This is a genomic window from Kitasatospora sp. NPDC059747 (assembly GCF_042732955.1).
GTDB lineage: Bacteria > Actinomycetota > Actinomycetes > Streptomycetales > Streptomycetaceae > Kitasatospora.
Map to the genome: position 1 here is coordinate 10,122 of NZ_JBHWGV010000035.1, position 15,585 is coordinate 25,706.

At 74.6% G+C, this 15,585-nt stretch carries 12 protein-coding genes and 1 pseudogene; 4 read left to right on the plus strand and 9 right to left on the minus strand.

Annotated features, from left to right (window positions below):
- Positions 1 to 119: 119 nt before the first annotated feature.
- The 3 genes and pseudogenes from ACFV4G_RS17555 to ACFV4G_RS17565 form a co-directional block, all read right to left on the minus strand.
- Positions 120 to 872, minus strand: coding sequence for a dienelactone hydrolase family protein (locus ACFV4G_RS17555; RefSeq protein WP_380441181.1), 753 nt, complete (start codon positions 870 to 872; stop codon positions 120 to 122).
- Positions 873 to 1,049: 177 nt separating this feature from the next.
- Positions 1,050 to 2,684: pseudogene (locus ACFV4G_RS17560) on the minus strand (IS200/IS605 family accessory protein TnpB-related protein).
- Between the two features lie 306 nt (positions 2,685 to 2,990).
- Positions 2,991 to 3,632, minus strand: coding sequence for a histone deacetylase (locus ACFV4G_RS17565; protein ID WP_380441184.1), 642 nt, complete (start codon positions 3,630 to 3,632; stop codon positions 2,991 to 2,993).
- A 689-nt stretch (positions 3,633 to 4,321) separates the two neighbouring features.
- Here ACFV4G_RS17565 and ACFV4G_RS17570 point away from each other — a divergent pair.
- Positions 4,322 to 8,308: a Pls/PosA family non-ribosomal peptide synthetase gene (locus ACFV4G_RS17570; protein ID WP_380441187.1), complete on the plus strand. Its 3,987-nt coding sequence runs from the start codon at positions 4,322 to 4,324 to the stop codon at positions 8,306 to 8,308.
- 106 nt (positions 8,309 to 8,414) lie between these two features.
- Positions 8,415 to 8,630, plus strand: a complete 216-nt coding sequence (locus ACFV4G_RS17575; RefSeq protein ID WP_380441190.1) for a DUF4287 domain-containing protein — start codon at positions 8,415 to 8,417, stop codon at positions 8,628 to 8,630.
- A 194-nt stretch (positions 8,631 to 8,824) separates the two neighbouring features.
- Here the strand turns inward: ACFV4G_RS17575 and ACFV4G_RS17580 are convergent, their stop codons facing one another.
- From ACFV4G_RS17580 to ACFV4G_RS17595, 4 genes are all read right to left on the minus strand, one after another.
- Positions 8,825 to 9,463, minus strand: coding sequence for a flavin reductase family protein (locus tag ACFV4G_RS17580; RefSeq protein WP_380441193.1), 639 nt, complete (start codon positions 9,461 to 9,463; stop codon positions 8,825 to 8,827).
- A gap of 66 nt (positions 9,464 to 9,529) precedes the next feature.
- Positions 9,530 to 10,153 carry a carbonic anhydrase gene (locus tag ACFV4G_RS17585; protein ID WP_380441195.1) on the minus strand — a complete coding sequence of 208 codons (624 nt, stop codon included), beginning with the start codon at positions 10,151 to 10,153 and terminating at the stop codon, positions 9,530 to 9,532.
- 80 nt (positions 10,154 to 10,233) lie between these two features.
- The gene (locus ACFV4G_RS17590) at positions 10,234 to 10,878 is read right to left on the minus strand and encodes a PASTA domain-containing protein (RefSeq protein ID WP_380441197.1); all 645 of its coding nucleotides are present in this window, start codon (positions 10,876 to 10,878) and stop codon (positions 10,234 to 10,236) included.
- A complete protein-coding gene (locus ACFV4G_RS17595; RefSeq protein ID WP_380441199.1) occupies positions 10,875 to 11,447 on the minus strand; it encodes an RNA polymerase sigma factor in 573 nt (190 codons plus the stop codon). Before ACFV4G_RS17595 ends, ACFV4G_RS17590 begins: the two co-directional genes overlap by 4 nt.
- Before the next feature lie 221 nt (positions 11,448 to 11,668).
- Here ACFV4G_RS17595 and ACFV4G_RS17600 point away from each other — a divergent pair, with 221 nt between their 5' ends.
- On the plus strand, positions 11,669 to 12,196 hold the full coding sequence (locus tag ACFV4G_RS17600; protein WP_380441201.1) for a DUF4232 domain-containing protein: 528 nt from the start codon (positions 11,669 to 11,671) through the stop codon (positions 12,194 to 12,196).
- 1 nt (position 12,197) lies between these two features.
- Here ACFV4G_RS17600 and ACFV4G_RS17605 read toward each other — a convergent pair whose 3' ends face one another.
- Positions 12,198 to 12,956, minus strand: coding sequence for a hypothetical protein (locus ACFV4G_RS17605; RefSeq protein WP_380441203.1), 759 nt, complete (start codon positions 12,954 to 12,956; stop codon positions 12,198 to 12,200).
- 68 nt (positions 12,957 to 13,024) lie between these two features.
- On the opposite strand from ACFV4G_RS17605, the gene ACFV4G_RS17610 reads away from it, so the two are divergent.
- A complete protein-coding gene (locus tag ACFV4G_RS17610) occupies positions 13,025 to 13,954 on the plus strand; it encodes an ADP-ribosylglycohydrolase family protein (protein ID WP_380441205.1) in 930 nt (309 codons plus the stop codon).
- Between the two features lie 74 nt (positions 13,955 to 14,028).
- Here the strand turns inward: ACFV4G_RS17610 and ACFV4G_RS17615 are convergent, their stop codons facing one another.
- On the minus strand, positions 14,029 to 15,519 hold the full coding sequence (locus tag ACFV4G_RS17615; RefSeq protein ID WP_380441207.1) for a serine hydrolase domain-containing protein: 1,491 nt from the start codon (positions 15,517 to 15,519) through the stop codon (positions 14,029 to 14,031).
- Positions 15,520 to 15,585: the final 66 nt, after the last annotated feature.

The following is a 15,585-nucleotide window of genomic DNA, read 5'->3' on the forward strand; positions in this document are numbered from 1 at the left end:
CGCGCCCACGCGGGTGGTTCCCGGAGGACGTTCCGCATCGGTCTATTTTGTCTGGCTGCCGCGGTGGTGCGGGTGGGGGGTGTGGGAAGTCGGCCGGGCCGACTTCCCACTCGGGTGCGTTATGCCGTGCCGAGGTGGCGGCTCAGGAAGAGGGCCGGGTCCTCGAAGGCGGGGACGTCGCCGTGGCCGCCGGGGTTGGCGTGCAGGGTCTTCTCCTTGGAGGCGAAGGCGTCGAACAGGCCCAGGGCCAGCTCGCGCGGGACCTCGGCGTCGTCCCACTGGAGCAGGAACTCCACCGGGACGGTGACCTGCCGGGCCGCCGCCAGCAGTCCCTCGTGCGGGATGAACCCGCCGCCGAAGATCGCGGCCCGGATCCTCGGCTCGGCGGCCGCCAGCGGGATGCCGATCGCCGTGCCGAGGGTGATGCCTCCGCCGTAGCCGATCGGCGCGTCGGGGCCGATCTCGGGCAGCCGCTGGAGGGCGTCGAGCGTGGCCCGCCATTCCGGGACGGCGAGTTCGGCGAGGTGGGTGCCGTAGGCGGCGACGATCGGGCCCAGCGGCTCGCCGTCCTGGCGGGCGCGGATCATGTCGGCCCGGGCCCGGTCGTCGACGGCCGTGCGGGGACGCTCCCCGTGACCGGGCGCGTCGATGGCCACGACCGTGTACCCGCAGGTCCGCACGAGGTGCCGGGCGCGGTCGGCCTGGGCCGGGGTCTTCTTGTGCAGTCCGCCGCCGTGGCCCATCAGGACCAGCGGGGCCTGCCGGCAGCCGGCTTCGGGCGACCACAGGACGCCGGGGACCTCACCGAGGAGGAAGTCGCGCTCGCGGACACCGGCGGAGGCGGTGTCGGAAATGAAGTGGAGAGAGGACATAGGAATCACCTTCCGGGACATGCGTCGTTCTCGGCGCTCCCGGCGAAAGACCTATGCCGTGACGGGGAGAGGGAGCACCCACGTGGTTACTGCGTTCACGGGGCCCACCTCCTGACGTGCGGTCACGGTTACGGGAGGGGATGCTAGCAGTCCCCACGGGGCTGCGCGCAACCGTTCCTATTCAGTGAGCAGGAGTGGGTCTTGGACCCACGGTTGATCACTGCGCGCATCCCGAACGGTTTAGGGTGCGCTGGTCGCCCGCGTTCTCGTTGTCCTCGTTCGGCTGCGTGCATCGTGTGCACGGTCCGTGGCGGGGTGGCGGGTTTCCTCACGTCTCCGGATGCCCGAGGGGGCCTGGACGGTCCGATGCCCGCGACGATCACTCCGGTCGTCGTGGGGCGGTGCCGTCCGTCGCCGGATCGGGAGTCCGAGGGCGCGTCGCCCGATCGCGATGCTCGCGGCATCGTGCCGGGTGGTTGTGCGGGTGGGCGTGGCGAGTGGCTCCTGCCAGTGCTGCGCGCCCCACCGGGAGGTGTAGGCGGGGTCCACGGCGACGATGACCAGGTCCAGCTCGGCGGCCATGGAGACGAGCCGGGCACGGAGTCTGCCGGTGGGAATACCCGAGATGAGCTGCCGGAACCGCTTCCTGCGGCCGTGCTTCTCGCGGGTGGTCTCGGCGGTGAGGTCCAGGTTCTCCAGGCCGATCGCCGTGACGCCGCAGCGCTTCGCCCAGTGGAGGAGTTGCGTGATGGCGTGGCGGATCTGGGCGTCGCGGTGGGTGGCCGTGCCCGTCAGGTCGTAGGGGAACCACTGGGGCTCGCCGACCGGGTTGCCGTGCGTATCGAGGTGCCAGCAGGCGAAGTGGTCGGTGTTGGTGTCCATCCCGGCCATCCCGGCCGCGGACAGCGGCATGGTCTTCACGACGGGCCGGGTCCAGGAGGCGTCGAGGTACCAGCGCCGGCGGTCCACGTACAGGTGGATGCGGTACGCCACCGCCCGGTTGGCCTCGATGCGGTCGGCCCACTCCTGCCCCCGGTACGGGAATGTCACCTTCGCGGCGAGGACGTACCGGCCGTGCCTGGCGTTCGCCAGGTCGGCGAGCGGGGCGGGCAGTCTGATCGACACCTCGCCGTCCGGGGTGACGCGGATCGTCTCGTTGCCGAACCGCTTGCCGGACTCCCCGTCAGCGGCGAGGAACCAGCGGGCGGTTTCCCACTTCTCCCGCCACTGGGCTTCGGTCAGGTCCGCGGTGTCGAGGTTGTGCCGGGTGCCCAGCAGCTTTCGGCCGCCGCGCACCACGTGCACGATGCCGTTGTCGCGGTCGGCGGCGACAGCCGCGCGTCGCTCCTCAAGAACGTGCAGACGCCGGGTCTTGACGAACCACTCGTGCCTGGAACGGTATCCGCCGGGCTGCCGCCTGCCACCCTTCTCCCCGATCGGCAGGGACAGGCGGTGGGAGACCGTCCTGATCCCGGTGTCCAGGGAGTCCAGGTGCGCGGCCTGCCCGCGGCGCGACAGCGCCCACTGGTCGTGTGTGGCCTTCGTGATGCTCCCGGCCCACCGTGACGACGACTCGGCCGTCAGGTCCCGCTTGCGCCCCGCCCACGTGGCAGTGGAGTGCTCCAGGCCGTCGGCGCACCGGGCCTTGAGATCACGCGACGCCAGCGAACCGAGGTGCCCGCCGACCAGCCGCAGCACCTTCTCGTCCTCGGACGTGAGGCCCTTGAGACGGTCACGGACCGTCACACCCGACGGTCCAAGGGAAACGAACGGCGCGTCTATCCACCGCAGCGGCTTCCCCGGCCCAGTCACGCCAACCCCCTCTCCGTCAGCGCCACCACCCTCACACACGCCACTGACAGTCGCCTCATCCGCCCAACAAGCCATGATCGAAAACAAACTCACGGACACCCATGCGCACGAAAACGACCTCGACCCCCAGCAGTTCACAACCCCTTTTCCTTCCCACGGGATGTCGCCGTGAGCACGCACTGCGAGCCGGTCTTCACCTGCTTCTTGGAGGACGACACCCCCGAACCGGCCCTGGACACCCTGCGCCGGCACCCGCGGCACCCGCGGCGCCGGCGGCACACGGCTGAGACGAACGGGCGGCCGCCGTCAGCCCAGGGCGGCCAGCACGTCCCGCTCGCTCCAGTGACCGGCCGCGCCCGGGCGGGTGGCGAGGTAGGCGGCGCAGCGGCGGGCGCTCCAGGCGTGGGACTGCGCGAGTCCGGCGGCCAGGGTGCGCAGGTAGGGCGCGGTGGGCGGGTTGAGGCGGGCGGCGGCCAGGCCGCCGGGGGCGGTGAAGGTGAGCAGGGGCAGGCCGTCGAGCGTGCCGGTGCGCAGCAGGGTCTCGTAGCGGCCGGGGCCGGTGCGGTCGCGGCCGTGGGTGAGGACGCGGGTGAGGTCGAGGCGGGTTCCGGGGGAGCGGTGCATCTCCTGCGCGGCGACGTCGCCGAACTGGCCGTCCGACAGCAGGTACGCGCGGCAGGGGACGCGGCCCTCGGCGTCCGGGTCGGGGAAGTCGGGGTCGGGGAAGTCCGGGTCGTAGAAGGAGACGCCGCCGCCCCAGGTCGGGGAGTGCCAGGCGAAGTACATCGTCCCGGGCAGGGTCACCGCGGCGTCGCGCCGCGGCGGGCGCGGGTCGCGGCATCCGGGGTAGTGGCGTGCGCCGCCCTCGGGGCGCCCGCCGGCGAGGTAGCAGGCCATGCGGGCGGCGTCCAGGTTCGACCCGTACGCCGCGTACCAGACCAGGCTCACGGACGACGACGCTAGCAAGGGCGGCCGGGAGAAGCGGGGAGGCGGGGAGGTCCGGGGGAGTGCGAGGGGCGGGGGAGGTCCGGGGACGCCCGGTGGGGAGTTCGGGGGGATGTCCGGGAGATCGTCCTGGGCCGGTCCACGGCGTCCCCGGCACCTCCTACGTCGAATGCGTGTACGTCCCGTCGCCGGCCCCCGCGCTTCCCTCACCAACCCCTCACCCGGGCCCCGGGGGCCGCCCCCGGTGCGTTCCCGAAGAGTCCGCCCAGGTCAACGCCGCCGTCACGGTGTGTCGTCCGGGTGAACGGTTCGCACACCCCCGCGGAGGCGGCGCCCCCGCCGCAGCCGGTAGCGTTCCGGTCGCATGGCGTTCATCACTCCCATCCCTCCCGTCACGGCGCCGTCCTCCCGCAGCCGCTACCCTTCACCAGCGAAAACACCCCATAAAGACCGAAATCACATTCGAATCGTTCCCCTGCCGTCCCGTGCGGCACAGATCGTGAGAATTTCCTTTGACCACGCTCCATCTGCATCCGCAGGACTCCCCACCGAGTCATGGTGAAAGAACGTGCTTCCACGGGCGTCACCCCGAGTGACGCCCGTGCGCGTTCGCACCCGCCCACCCCGCGGGTGACGCCGCACCCGAGCCAACAGACCTGACCCAGGAACCGGAGCCGAGGAAACCACCCCCCATGGACGCACGCCAGGACACGGCCGGCCCAGGCACGCTGCACCGCCCCCACCCCGGGTACGCGGCCGCCTGGCCGGTGGCCCAGCCCGCCCACCCGCGCAGCCTGCTCGACATCATCGCCGCCACCGCGGACGCCCACCCCCACGCGCCCGCCCTGGACACCGGCACCCGGGTGCTCGACTACCGCACCCTCCTGCAGGAGGTCGACGCCCTCGCCGGCACCCTGGCCGGCCACGGCATCGGATGCGGCGACCGCGTCGGCGTGCGCATCCCCTCCGGCACCGCAGACCTGTACGTCGCCGTCCTCGCCGTCCTGCGCTGCGGCGCCGCCTACGTGCCGGTGGACGCCGACGACCCCGACGAGCGCGCCGCCATGATCTGGCAGGACGCCCAGGTGTGCGCCGTCATCGGCGCCGGCCACCAGCTGAGCGCCGGTCCCCAGGCCCGCCCGTCGGGCCGCCCCGCCTGGCCCTCGCCCGCCGACGACGCCTGGATCATCTTCACCTCCGGTACCACCGGCCGGCCCAAGGGCGTCGCCGTCACCCACCGCAGCGCCGCCGCGTTCGTCGACGCCGAGGCCCGCCTGTTCCTCCAGCAGCGGCCGCTGGCCCCCGGCGACCGCGTCCTGGCCGGCCTGTCGGTGGCCTTCGACGCCTCCTGCGAGGAGATGTGGATCGCCTGGCGCCACGGCGCCTGCCTGGTGCCCGCCCCCCGCTCCCTCGTCAAGGCCGGCACCGACCTCGGCCCCTGGCTCGTCGAGCGCCGCATCACCGCCGTCTCCACCGTCCCCACCCTGCTCGCCCTGTGGCCCCAGGAGTGCCTGGACGCGGTGCGCCTGATCATCGTCGGCGGCGAGGCCTGCCCCGCCGAACTCGTCGAGCGCCTGGCCACCCCCGGACGCGAGTTCTGGAACACCTACGGCCCCACCGAGACCACCGTCGTCGCCACCGCCGCCCGCATGCTGCCCGGCCAGCCCGTGCGCATCGGCGCCCCCCTGGACGGCTGGGAGATCGCCGTCGTCGACCAGAACGGCCACCCCGTGCCCTGGTACGAGACCGGCGAACTGCTCATCACCGGCGTCGGCACCGCCCGCTACCTCGACCCCGCCAAGGACGCCGAGAAGTTCAGCCCCCACCCCGTCTTCGCCTCCCCGCGCGTCTACCGCAGCGGCGACCTCGTGCGCAACGACCCCGAAGGCCTCGTCTTCGTCGGCCGCGCCGACGACCAGGTCAAGCTCGGCGGCCGGCGCATCGAACTCGGCGAGATCGACGCCGCCCTCCAGGCCCTGCCCGACGTGCGCGCCGCGGCCGCCGCCGTCCGCAAGACCCCCGCCGGCGCCGACCTGCTGGTCGGCTACCTCGTCGCCCGCCCCGGCACCCACCCCGACCTCGCCGCCGCCCGCCAGCTGCTGCTGGAGCGCCTGCCCGCCCCGCTCGTGCCGGTCCTCGCCCTCGTCGAGTCCCTGCCCACCAAGACCTCCGGCAAGGTCGACCGCAACGCCCTGCCCTGGCCGCTGGCCACCACCGGCCGCCAGGACGCCGCGGCCGCCGGCCCCCTGGAGGGCACCGCCGGCTGGCTCGCCGGCCACTGGGAGGCCCTGCTCGGCATGGCCCCCGGCGCCGGCGACGACTTCTTCGCCCTCGGCGGCTCCAGCCTCACCGCCGCCCGCCTCGTCTCCGAACTGCGCACCCGCTACCCCGGCGTGTCCGTCGCCGACCTCTACGCCCACCCCGGCCTGAGCGCGATGGCCGCCCACCTCGACTCCCTCGCACCGCCGCACACCGGCGCCCGCACCCCCGAGGCCCCCGCGCCCCGCCGGCGCGACGTGCGCCGCACCCCCGCCAGCGCCGGCCTGTGGCAGACCATCGCCCTGTTCGGCCTCTTCACCCTCGCCGGCCTGCGCTGGGTCCTGGTCCTCACCGCCCTCGACAACCTCACCGGCGCCCACCTGCCCTGGGCCCCCCACTCCTCCTGGTGGCCCGTCCTCGCCGGCCTCCTCCTCTTCTACAGCGCCCCCGGCCGCACCCTGCTCGCCGCCGCGAGCGCCCGCGTCATCACCGCCGGCATCCGCCCCGGCAGCCACCCCCGCGGCGGCCACGTCCACCTGCGCCTGTGGCTCGCCGAACGCACCGTCGCCCTCTTCGGCGTCGGCGCCCTGCCCGGCACCCCCTGGGCCGCCCGCTACGCGCGCGCCCTGGGCTGCCGCGTCGGCAAGGACGTCCACCTGCACACCCTGCCCCCCGTCACCGGCCTCGCCCGCATCGGCACCGGCGCCGTCCTCGAATCCGAGGCCGACATCGCCGGCTGGTGGCTGGACGGCGACATCCTCCACCTCGGCCACGTCGAGATCGGCGAAGGCGCCCGCGTCGCCACCCGCTCCACCCTCATGCCCGGCGCCCGCATCGGCGCCGGCGCCGACATCGCCCCCGGCTCCTGCGTCACCGGCACCGTCCCCGCCCGCGAACACTGGCACGGCTCCCCGGCCCGCCCCGCCCCCGAGGCACCCGCCGGCTGGCCCGCCCACCCCGCCCCGCGCGCACGCTCGCGCGCCTGGAACCTCGCCTACGGCACCGGCCTGACCCTCTTCGGCCTCCTGCCGCTGATCGCCGCCGCCCCGGCCCTCGCGATCATCTACCCGATGATCGACGCCGACCGCACCCTGGGCCAGGCCATCCTCCAGCTCCTGCCCCTCACCATCCCCCTGACCGTCCTCACCCTCTTCTGCCACGCCACGCTCATAGTCCTGGCCGTGCGCCTGTTCTCCCGCCCCCTGCGCCCCGGCCACCACCCCGCCCACGGCAAGGTCGCCTTCTGCGCCTGGGCCGTCCACCGCCTCACCGACACCGCCCGCCGCACCCTCTTCCCCCTCTACGCCAGCCTCTTCACCCCGCTGTGGCTGCGCCTGCTCGGGGCGAAGATCGGCCGGCGCGTCGAGGCCTCCACGGTCCTGTCCCTGCCCGGCCTCATGCGCGTGGACGACGGCGCCTTCCTCGCCGACGACACCCTCGTCGCCCCCTACGAGGTCCGCGCCGGCTGGCTGCACCTGGGCCCCGCCCAGGTCGGCAAGCGCTCCTTCGTCGGCAACTCCGGCATCGTCGGCCCCGGGCGCCACCTGCCCGACAACTCCCTCGTCGGCGTCCTGTCCGACACCCCCGCCCACGCCCCCGAGGGCTCCTCCTGGCTCGGGCGCCCCGCCTTCGCGCTGCCCCGCGTCGCCGACACCGGCGGCGAGGCCCGCACCTACGACCCGCCCCGGCGCCTGATGTGGGCGCGCGCCGGCGTCGAGCTGTGCCGCCTGCTGCCGATCGTCCTGGCCGTTGTCCTCGGCGACTTCGTCCTCGCCGCCTTCCAGGAGATCCGCGACGACTACGGCGTGCCCACCGCCATCGCCACCGGCGGACTGGTCCTCGCCCTGGCCGCCGTCATCGCCTGCGCGCTGACCACCGCCGCCAAGTGGCTGCTCGTGGGCCGCTTCCGCACCGACGAGCACCCCCTGTGGTCCTCCTTCGTGTGGCGCAACGAGCTCTACGACACCTTCGTCGAGGAACTCGCCATGCCCTTCGGCGGCTCCAGCATCACCGGCACCCCCTACCTCAACCTGTGGCTGCGCAGCCTGGGCGCGCGCATCGGGCGCGGCGTGTGGTGCGAGACCCACTGGCTGCCCGAGAGCGACCTCGTCACCGTCGAGGCCGGCGCCAGCGTCAACCGCGGCACCGTCCTGCAGACCCACCTCTTCCACGACCGCGTCATGCGCCTGGGCACCGTCCACCTCGGCGCCGGCTCCACCACCGGGCCGCACTCCATCGTGCTGCTCAACTCCGCCCTGGGCGAGGGCAGCACCGTCGGCCCGGCCTCCCTGGTCATGCGCGGCGAGAACGTCCCCGGCTCCACCCGCTGGCTCGGCAACCCCGTCGCCGCCTGGAACGCCGACCCCACCCCGCCCGCCGGCCGCCGCGCCGGCCGGGGAAGGCGCCGCGCCACGGTGTGACCCAGGTCATAGCCGAGAAGCGATGAGTGCGCGGTGCGATCACGGTCTTAACCCGTGAAACGCACCGCGCACCGCTTCGTGTGCCACCCCGGAAGGACACCGCACCATGACCGCCACCCCCGTGAAGGGCCCCGCCGCCTACTTCCCGTCGATCGAGAAGAAGTACGGCCGCCCCGTCGCCGAGTGGAAGGACCTCATCCGTACCTCCCCGCTCACCAGGCACATGGAGCTCGTCGCCTGGCTCAAGACCGAGTACGGCCTGGGCCACGGCCACGCCAACGCCCTCGTCGCCCACACCCTCGCCGAGAGCGCCGGCGCCTGAGCGGGCCTGAGCGGGCCTGAGCGGGCCTGAGCGGGCCCTGGACCGGCGGGGGGGCGGGGGCCGCCTCCGGCACGATCGGATGGAAGGCGGCCCCGGCCCCGGCACGGGCGGGCATCGACATTGGCGCCCGTGCGGTGGTGCCGGGACCCATTCGACAACTTCAACAGCTGTTGAAGTCAACCCCGGACTCTCCGTCAGGCCCGCGCGGGCGCCAGCCGTCCCGGCATCCGCCAGCCCTCCGCCAGGCGCGAGGGCGCAAGGCGCCGCCCGTCGCCGAAGAACTCGCAGAACTTCATGATCAGCGGGTCCCAGCCGACCGGGTCCACGTAGTGGTCGCTGCCGGGCACCAGCAGCCGCTCGTCCACGTGCGCGCGCACCACCTCCACCTCGAAGGCGGTGCACCGCTCGTTGCCCGCCAGCGGCGTGGCCGCCGCCAGCCGGCACTCCAGCTGCACCGGGCACTCCGCCGCGCGCGGCGCCCGCACCAGCTCCCCGGGCAGCTCGGTCAGCCCCGCCGCCTCGAACTTGCGCGGCTCGTAGCGGTAGCCCTGCTCCCGCCGGTACTCGGAGACGACCGGATTGCCGGTCAGCAGCGCCAGCCGGTCGACGGCGTCGACCATCGCGGACGAGGGCAGGTTGAGCACGCACTCGCCCTCGCGCAGCAGGTTCGCGGACGTCTGCGCGCTGTTGCCCAGCCCCAGCAGGCACGAGTGGCCCAGCCACCACGCGGACGACATCGGCGCCAGGTTCGCGCTGCCGTCCGCGTTGCGGGAGCCGATCAGCACCACCGGGGTGCCGAAGTAGAGGACCTTGAGATCGGTGACCTTGTGCATGCCCCCGACTCTGCCGCCGCCCCGCCGCCCGCGCTGGCGGGGATCGGACACGGCGCTCGGGAGCCGCTAGAGGATGTCGCCGTGGGTGGCGACCATGCGGGCCTGGCCGTCGGTCAGGCGGTAGGACAGGCCCACCACGCCCACGCTGCCCTCGGCGACCTTCGCCGCCAGCACCTGCGAGCGCTCCAGCAGCAGGTCCACGCTCTGACGGATGTGCTCGTCGACGATCGCGTCCGGGTCCTCGATGCCCGCCGCCCTGGCCGACACCACGCTCGACGTCACCCGCTCCACCACGTCGCGCACGAAACCGCCCGGCAGCCGGCCCTCGTCCACCGCGTCCAGGGCCGCCGCCACCGCGCCGCACGAGTCGTGGCCCAGCACGATCACCAGCGGGCAGTCCAGCACGCTCACCCCGTACTCGATGCTGCCCAGCACCTCGGGACCCGCCACGTGCCCCGCCGTGCGTACCACGAACAGGTCGCCCAGACCCTGGTCGAAGATGATCTCGGCCGCCAGGCGGGAGTCAGAGCAGCCGAACAGCACCGCGAACGGACGCTGCGCCGGGGCGAGCGCGGCCCGGCGCCCGGCGTCCTGGTTGGGGTGCTCGGGGGAGCCGGCGACGAACCGGGCGTTGCCCTCCAGCAGCGTCTGCAGGGCGTGGCGGGGGCCGGATATCGGGGAGGAGATCATGCCAGCACCCTAGATCGCCCCCGCCCGCACCCGCAGGGCGGGGGCTGCGGCGCAGGTCGGCGGCCCGGGCGGCCCGCAGGTCAGCCCGCCGGCCGGCCCGTGGAGACGACCAGGCGCACCGTCGAACCCGCCGGGACCACGGCGCCGGCGAACGGCCCCGTCGACACGACCCTCCCGGCGGGCACGTTCTCGTCCGCCACCTCCTGGACCTCCCCGCGCAGGTCGGCCTCCCGCAGCACCTCCATGGCCGCCTCCCGGGTGAAGCCCGTGAGCGCGGGGACCGTCACCGGCGGGCCCTGCCTGGTGGGCATGGACTCGGGCGGCTTGGCGAGCGGCGAGACGAGATAGGGGATGCCGTCGGACGGGGCGGCGGGGCCCGGAAGGTAGGGGGTCGGAAAGAGTTGCTTCGGGGTTGCCGGTGCTGCCGGGGTGGTCGCGGGCGGGGACGAGGGTGGCGGCGCGGACGGGGAGGCGGCCGGGGCCTGAGCCGCCGGGCGCCCCCCGGCGCCCGGCGCAGACGGGGAGGCGAACAGCAGCCCGCCCGCCACGACACCGGCCGCCACCGCGACGGCCACCGCCCCGGCCACGGCGGTGCGCCGGCGCGCGGTGCGCCGCACGATGGCGGCGGCGTCGACGGCGGGGACGGGGGCACGGTCGGCGAAATCGGTCATGGCGGCGAGCAGCTCCATCTCGAACTCGGGATCGGGGGGCGGCAGTCGGGTCATGGGGCACCTTCACGCGAAGTCGAGGCAACGGGCGGCGAGGAGAGGGGCGGGTCCTCCTGGCGGGGCAGGACCTCGCGCAGCCGGGCCAGCCCGCGCGCGAGTTGGGAGCGCACCGAACCCGGCGAGATGTCCAGCGCCTGCGCGATCTCCCGGTCGCCCAGGTCGTGCAGGTAGTACAGGACCACCACCGTGCGCATCCCCATCGGCAGCGTGTGCAGCGCCGCGACGAGTTCCTCGCGCAGCTCCACCGACCGGTAGGCGTCGCGCGGATCGGCCGGCTCCCCGTACCCGGACGGCGCCAGCGGCGCGGTGCGCTGGCCCGGGCGGTTCAGGCGCCGGTGGCGGTCGTTGGCCAGGTTGACCAGGATCCGCCGCACGTACGCCTCCGGCGCGTCCGAGGCGGCCACCTTCCGCCAGTGCCGGCACGCCCGCTCCAGCGTCTCCTGCACCAGGTCCTCCGCCGCGTGCGCGTCCCCCGTCAGCACGTACGCCGTGCGGAACAGCGCCCCCGACCGCTGCTCCACGAAAGCGGCGAAGCCGATCCCGGGAGCGGCCCTGCGCAGCCTCACCCCGTCGCCCCCGTTCTCCGTCGGCCTGTTGTCCTGGCATTGCGTCATGACTGCGCCGGGGCGTCTTCTGCTGCACGGCATAGGGTGAATGTGGCGCAGCTCACATTCCGTCGGCCGTGCCGGGGACGGGGGCAACCGGCGGGCCCCGCGCGGTGTCTTCGTCCTCGACGACGGGCGGGCGGTGACGGCCCGTCGCCCGTCCCGACGATCCGGGGGATCCGATGCGCCCGCGCTTGCTGCCGATGGTGGCCGTGTCCGCACTGCTGACGTCCTGCGGCGCCGGCACGACGGCCGCCGTGCCCGCCGCCGCGACGGCGAACTGCCGTGCCGCGGACCTGACGTGGACGCTCACCCTGCTCACCGCCGAGGGCACGACCGCGCCGGATCCGGCGAACGCCGAGCTCGCCGCCGTCAACTCCGGCACCCGGCCCTGCGCCCTGGCCGGCTACCCGAAGCTGGAGTTCCACCGGGGCAAGGGACCGCAGGCCCGGGGGAGCGGCGAGGGCGGCCTGGCCGCGGTGACGCTCGGCGCGGACCGGGCGGCGGTGTTCGCGCTGCGCTGGCCCGGGACGGACGGCAAGGGCCCCGGCGGCACCTGCACCCCGCGGGTCACCACCGCCACCGCCACGGTGGCCGCCCCGGGCGAGGCCGCCGCCGTCCGCGTCCCGGTGACGGACCGCAGCGGCAAGCCGGCCGAGGCCACCGTCTGCGGCCCGGAGGTCCGCATGAGCCCGCCCGCCACCCGGTAGGTCAGGTGGCGGCGGGCAGGTGACGGCCCGCGGCGAGGGCGGCGACCGTGCGCAGCCGCCGGTAATAGGCGGCGCAGTACTCCTCGTTGAGCCGGGGCACGATCGCGTCGAGGTCGGCGATGCACGCCCACAGCACGGCGGCGCCGTCGCCGTCGAGGCCGCCGTTCAGCTCCCGCAGGACGAGCCCGGCGACGTTCGCGTCGAGGAGGACCAGGTCCACGCCGTCGACGTCCACGCCGCGGAAGCTCTCGGGAAACGGCGTCTCCAGGTGCGCCTCCCACAGCCGGTCGAGCCGCTGCACGGGCGGCGGCGGTGCGGGGCGCAGGAGCAGGCGGACGGCGTCGAAGACGGCGCGCACCGCGGCGACGGCCCGCTCGGGGCCGACGGCGCCGCTTGTCACGGCGCCCTGCGCGAGCCGCTCGCGCAGCCGTACGGCGCGGTCGACTTCGGCGGCGAGGCCGGGGGCCAGGAGCCCTGCGGCGGCGGCCCGTTGGACCCGGACCCGCAGCGGCTCGTCGGCGCCCGCGGGTTCGGCGAGGACGTGGTTCAGGGCGAGCAGGCCGTGCGTGACGGCGACGGTCGCGAACTCGTAGCGGTGGTAGGAGTGCCGGATCAGCTCGCGGGAGGTCTCCAGCGCGCTCGCGACGTGCATCGGCGCGCCGTCGGGTACCACCAGGTCGCCGATCAGGGCCTGCATGCCCGCGTAGTGCGGGGCGACGCCCCACGAGCGCGGGTCGGGGGCGGGGGAGGGGGCGGTCATCGCGGCAGTCTCGCCCGCCGGCGGCCTGAGGTGCCACCGGATTCGCCGGGTCAAGGGAGGATGGGGACATGACGACTCGTCCGCCCGTGCCCGTGGCCGCCCGTGACGCGCTGGAGGGGCTCGCCCTCGGGGACGCGTTCGGGGAGCGCTGGTTCCCGCTGTTCCGCACCGCCCCCGAGGCCTACCGGGACATCCGGGCGCGCCGCACGCCCGAGGAGTCGCCCTGGCACTGGACGGACGACACGGCGATGGCCCTGTCCGTCCACCGGGTCCTGACCGTGCACGGCACCGTCGACCAGGACGCCCTCGCCGCCGCCTTCGGCGCCACCTACCTCGCCGATGCCTACCGCGGCTACGGCGCCGGCATGCACCGTCTGCTGCCCGCCCTCGCCGGCGACCCGCCCTCCTGGCGCACCCGCACCCGCGAACTCTTCGACGGCCAGGGCAGCTTCGGCAACGGCGCCGCGATGCGGGTCGCGCCGCTGGGCGCGTGGTTCGCCGGCGACGCCGAGGAGGCCGCCCGGCAGGCGGCGCTGTCGGCCGAGGTCACCCACGCCCACCCCGAGGGCGTGGCCGGGGCGGTCGCGGTGGCCGTCGCCGCCTGCCTGGCCGCCGCCTCGCGCGGCGGCCCGGCCCCGGACGGCGAGGAGTTCCTCAAGCAGGTCCTGCGGCACACCCCCGCGGGCGAGGTCCGCAACACCCTGGCCCTGGCCTGCGCGGTGCGCCCCGACGCCCGGCCCTGGCGCGCCGCCGACCTGCTCGGCAACGGGCAGCGCGTCAGCGCCGCCGACACCGTCCCCTTCGCCCTGTGGTCGGCCGCCGCGCACCTCGACAGCCTCACCGACGCCCTGTGGAGCACGGCCGAGGGCCTCGGCGACGTCGACACCACCTGCGCCATCACCGCCGGCACGGTCGCCGCCCGCACCGGCCTTTCCGGCGCCGACCCGCTGTGGCTCCAGCGGCGCGAGGCGCTGCCGGAGTGGACGGCGCAGGGCTGACACCCGGCCGGGCACAACGGGCGGACCCGCGTGCCGGGCGGTCGGCACAGCGGACGCCGTGATCACGGGGCCGGCTACGGTGGCCCGACCGTCCGGCGGACGGTCTCGAACTGGACCACCTCGATGCGTGGCGTGCCGTCCGCGTCCCGGGTCAGGCGGACCGTGTTCTCCACCAGCAGCCCGCCGGTCATCACGTAGGTGCCGTCCGGCAGGATGCCCAGGGGCATGGTCCGTGGGCCGAGGCGGAGGTTGAGGTCGGGGCCGTCCTGGGTGAGCCGGTAGCCGCCTTCGTAGAAGCCCAGGTGCGGCGCGGTGATCGTGGGGTCGGTCGGGCGGGTCCGGCCGCCGAGGGTGCGCAGGGCCTGGACGGCGGCCAGGTACTGGGCGTGGGCCTTGGCCGGGACCCCCTTGTTGAGGCCGAACCTTTCGCCGAGCAGCAGGTTGAGGACGTAGAGGTAGAAGAACGTGCCGGTCGGGGACGGGTTCATCGCGTTGAGCACGACCAGCCCGAGGTCGTGTTCCGGCAGGAAGCCGATGAATGAGGTGAAGCCGTCGATGCCGCCGTTGTGCCAGATCAGCGAGGTCCCGTCGCAGTACCGGTTGTGGATCCAGCCCATCGCGTACCCGGATTCGGTGACGTCGGGGTCGAGTTCCGGTGAGACGGGGACCGGGATGTGCGGTTTCCAGCACTCGGCGAGGTTCCCGGCCGACACCACCCGGTGGCCGTTCACGGAGACGCCGCGCCGCAGCTGCAAGCGGACGTAGGACGCCATGTCGTCGAGTGAGGCGAGGGTGCCGCCGGCGGGAGCGTAGCTGCCGACCGGCCCGTAGGCGAGCAGTGCGTTCGTGCCGGCGAGGTCGGGCCCGTGGCCCCGCATGAAGTCGGTGACCAGCCCGCGGGGGTCGTCGGCGATCCCGGCGCCGGCCATGCCGGCCGGCCCGTACACCCGCTCCCGCAGGTCGTCGGTGAACGCTGCGGTCAGTCCGTCTCCGGACACGCCCGAGCCGAGTAGCGGCAGGTAACCGGCGGCGGAGTACACGGTGTTGTTGTAGATGAACGTGGTGTCGGGAGGGGCCGCGACCGGGAGCGTGGCCAGGGACCGGAGCAGCTGGGGGGCTGTCGGGTCTCCTTCGTGGAGACCGGACAACGCCGGGGGCTCGTCGATCCCGGTCGCCATGCCCAGAAGGTCGCGGACCTTCAGGGTGCGTGTCAGCTCGTCGGTGGGTGCCCGGAAGCCCGGCCAGGCGTCGACGACCCGTTGGTCCCACGCCAGTCGTCCCTGGTCGACATGGGTTGCCACGAGCAGTGAGGTCATGGACTTGGTCGTCGAGGCGACCAGGAACCGTGTCGAGGGCGTGACCGGGGCGTCGGTCCCCGCCTCGCGTACGCCGAGCGGCAAGGTCAGCAGCACGCGGTCGCTGCTGACCACGGCCACTGCCGCGCCGACCAGGCCCATCGCGGCGAACTCGGCCTTCACCCGGTCGGCGAACGACTCCCATCCGTCGGCCGCACCCGCCGCACCCGCCGCACCGGCCGCACCGGCCACACCTGCCGTACCTGCCACACCTGCCGTACCTGCCGTACCCGCCGCTCGCGCCGACGACGGCCAGGAGCCCGGCCCGCCCGCCAA

Coding starts and splice junctions, on each gene's coding strand:
- ACFV4G_RS17605 (WP_380441203.1), bottom strand. CDS start 12,956: ATGACCGCCCCCTCCCCCGCCCCCGACCCGCGCTCGTGGGGCGTCGCC.
- ACFV4G_RS17570 (WP_380441187.1), top strand. CDS start 4,322: ATGGACGCACGCCAGGACACGGCCGGCCCAGGCACGCTGCACCGCCCC.
- ACFV4G_RS17610 (WP_380441205.1), top strand. CDS start 13,025: ATGACGACTCGTCCGCCCGTGCCCGTGGCCGCCCGTGACGCGCTGGAG.
- ACFV4G_RS17600 (WP_380441201.1), top strand. CDS start 11,669: ATGCGCCCGCGCTTGCTGCCGATGGTGGCCGTGTCCGCACTGCTGACG.
- ACFV4G_RS17585 (WP_380441195.1), bottom strand. CDS start 10,153: ATGATCTCCTCCCCGATATCCGGCCCCCGCCACGCCCTGCAGACGCTG.
- ACFV4G_RS17580 (WP_380441193.1), bottom strand. CDS start 9,463: ATGCACAAGGTCACCGATCTCAAGGTCCTCTACTTCGGCACCCCGGTG.
- ACFV4G_RS17590 (WP_380441197.1), bottom strand. CDS start 10,878: ATGACCCGACTGCCGCCCCCCGATCCCGAGTTCGAGATGGAGCTGCTC.
- ACFV4G_RS17575 (WP_380441190.1), top strand. CDS start 8,415: ATGACCGCCACCCCCGTGAAGGGCCCCGCCGCCTACTTCCCGTCGATC.
- ACFV4G_RS17555 (WP_380441181.1), bottom strand. CDS start 872: ATGTCCTCTCTCCACTTCATTTCCGACACCGCCTCCGCCGGTGTCCGC.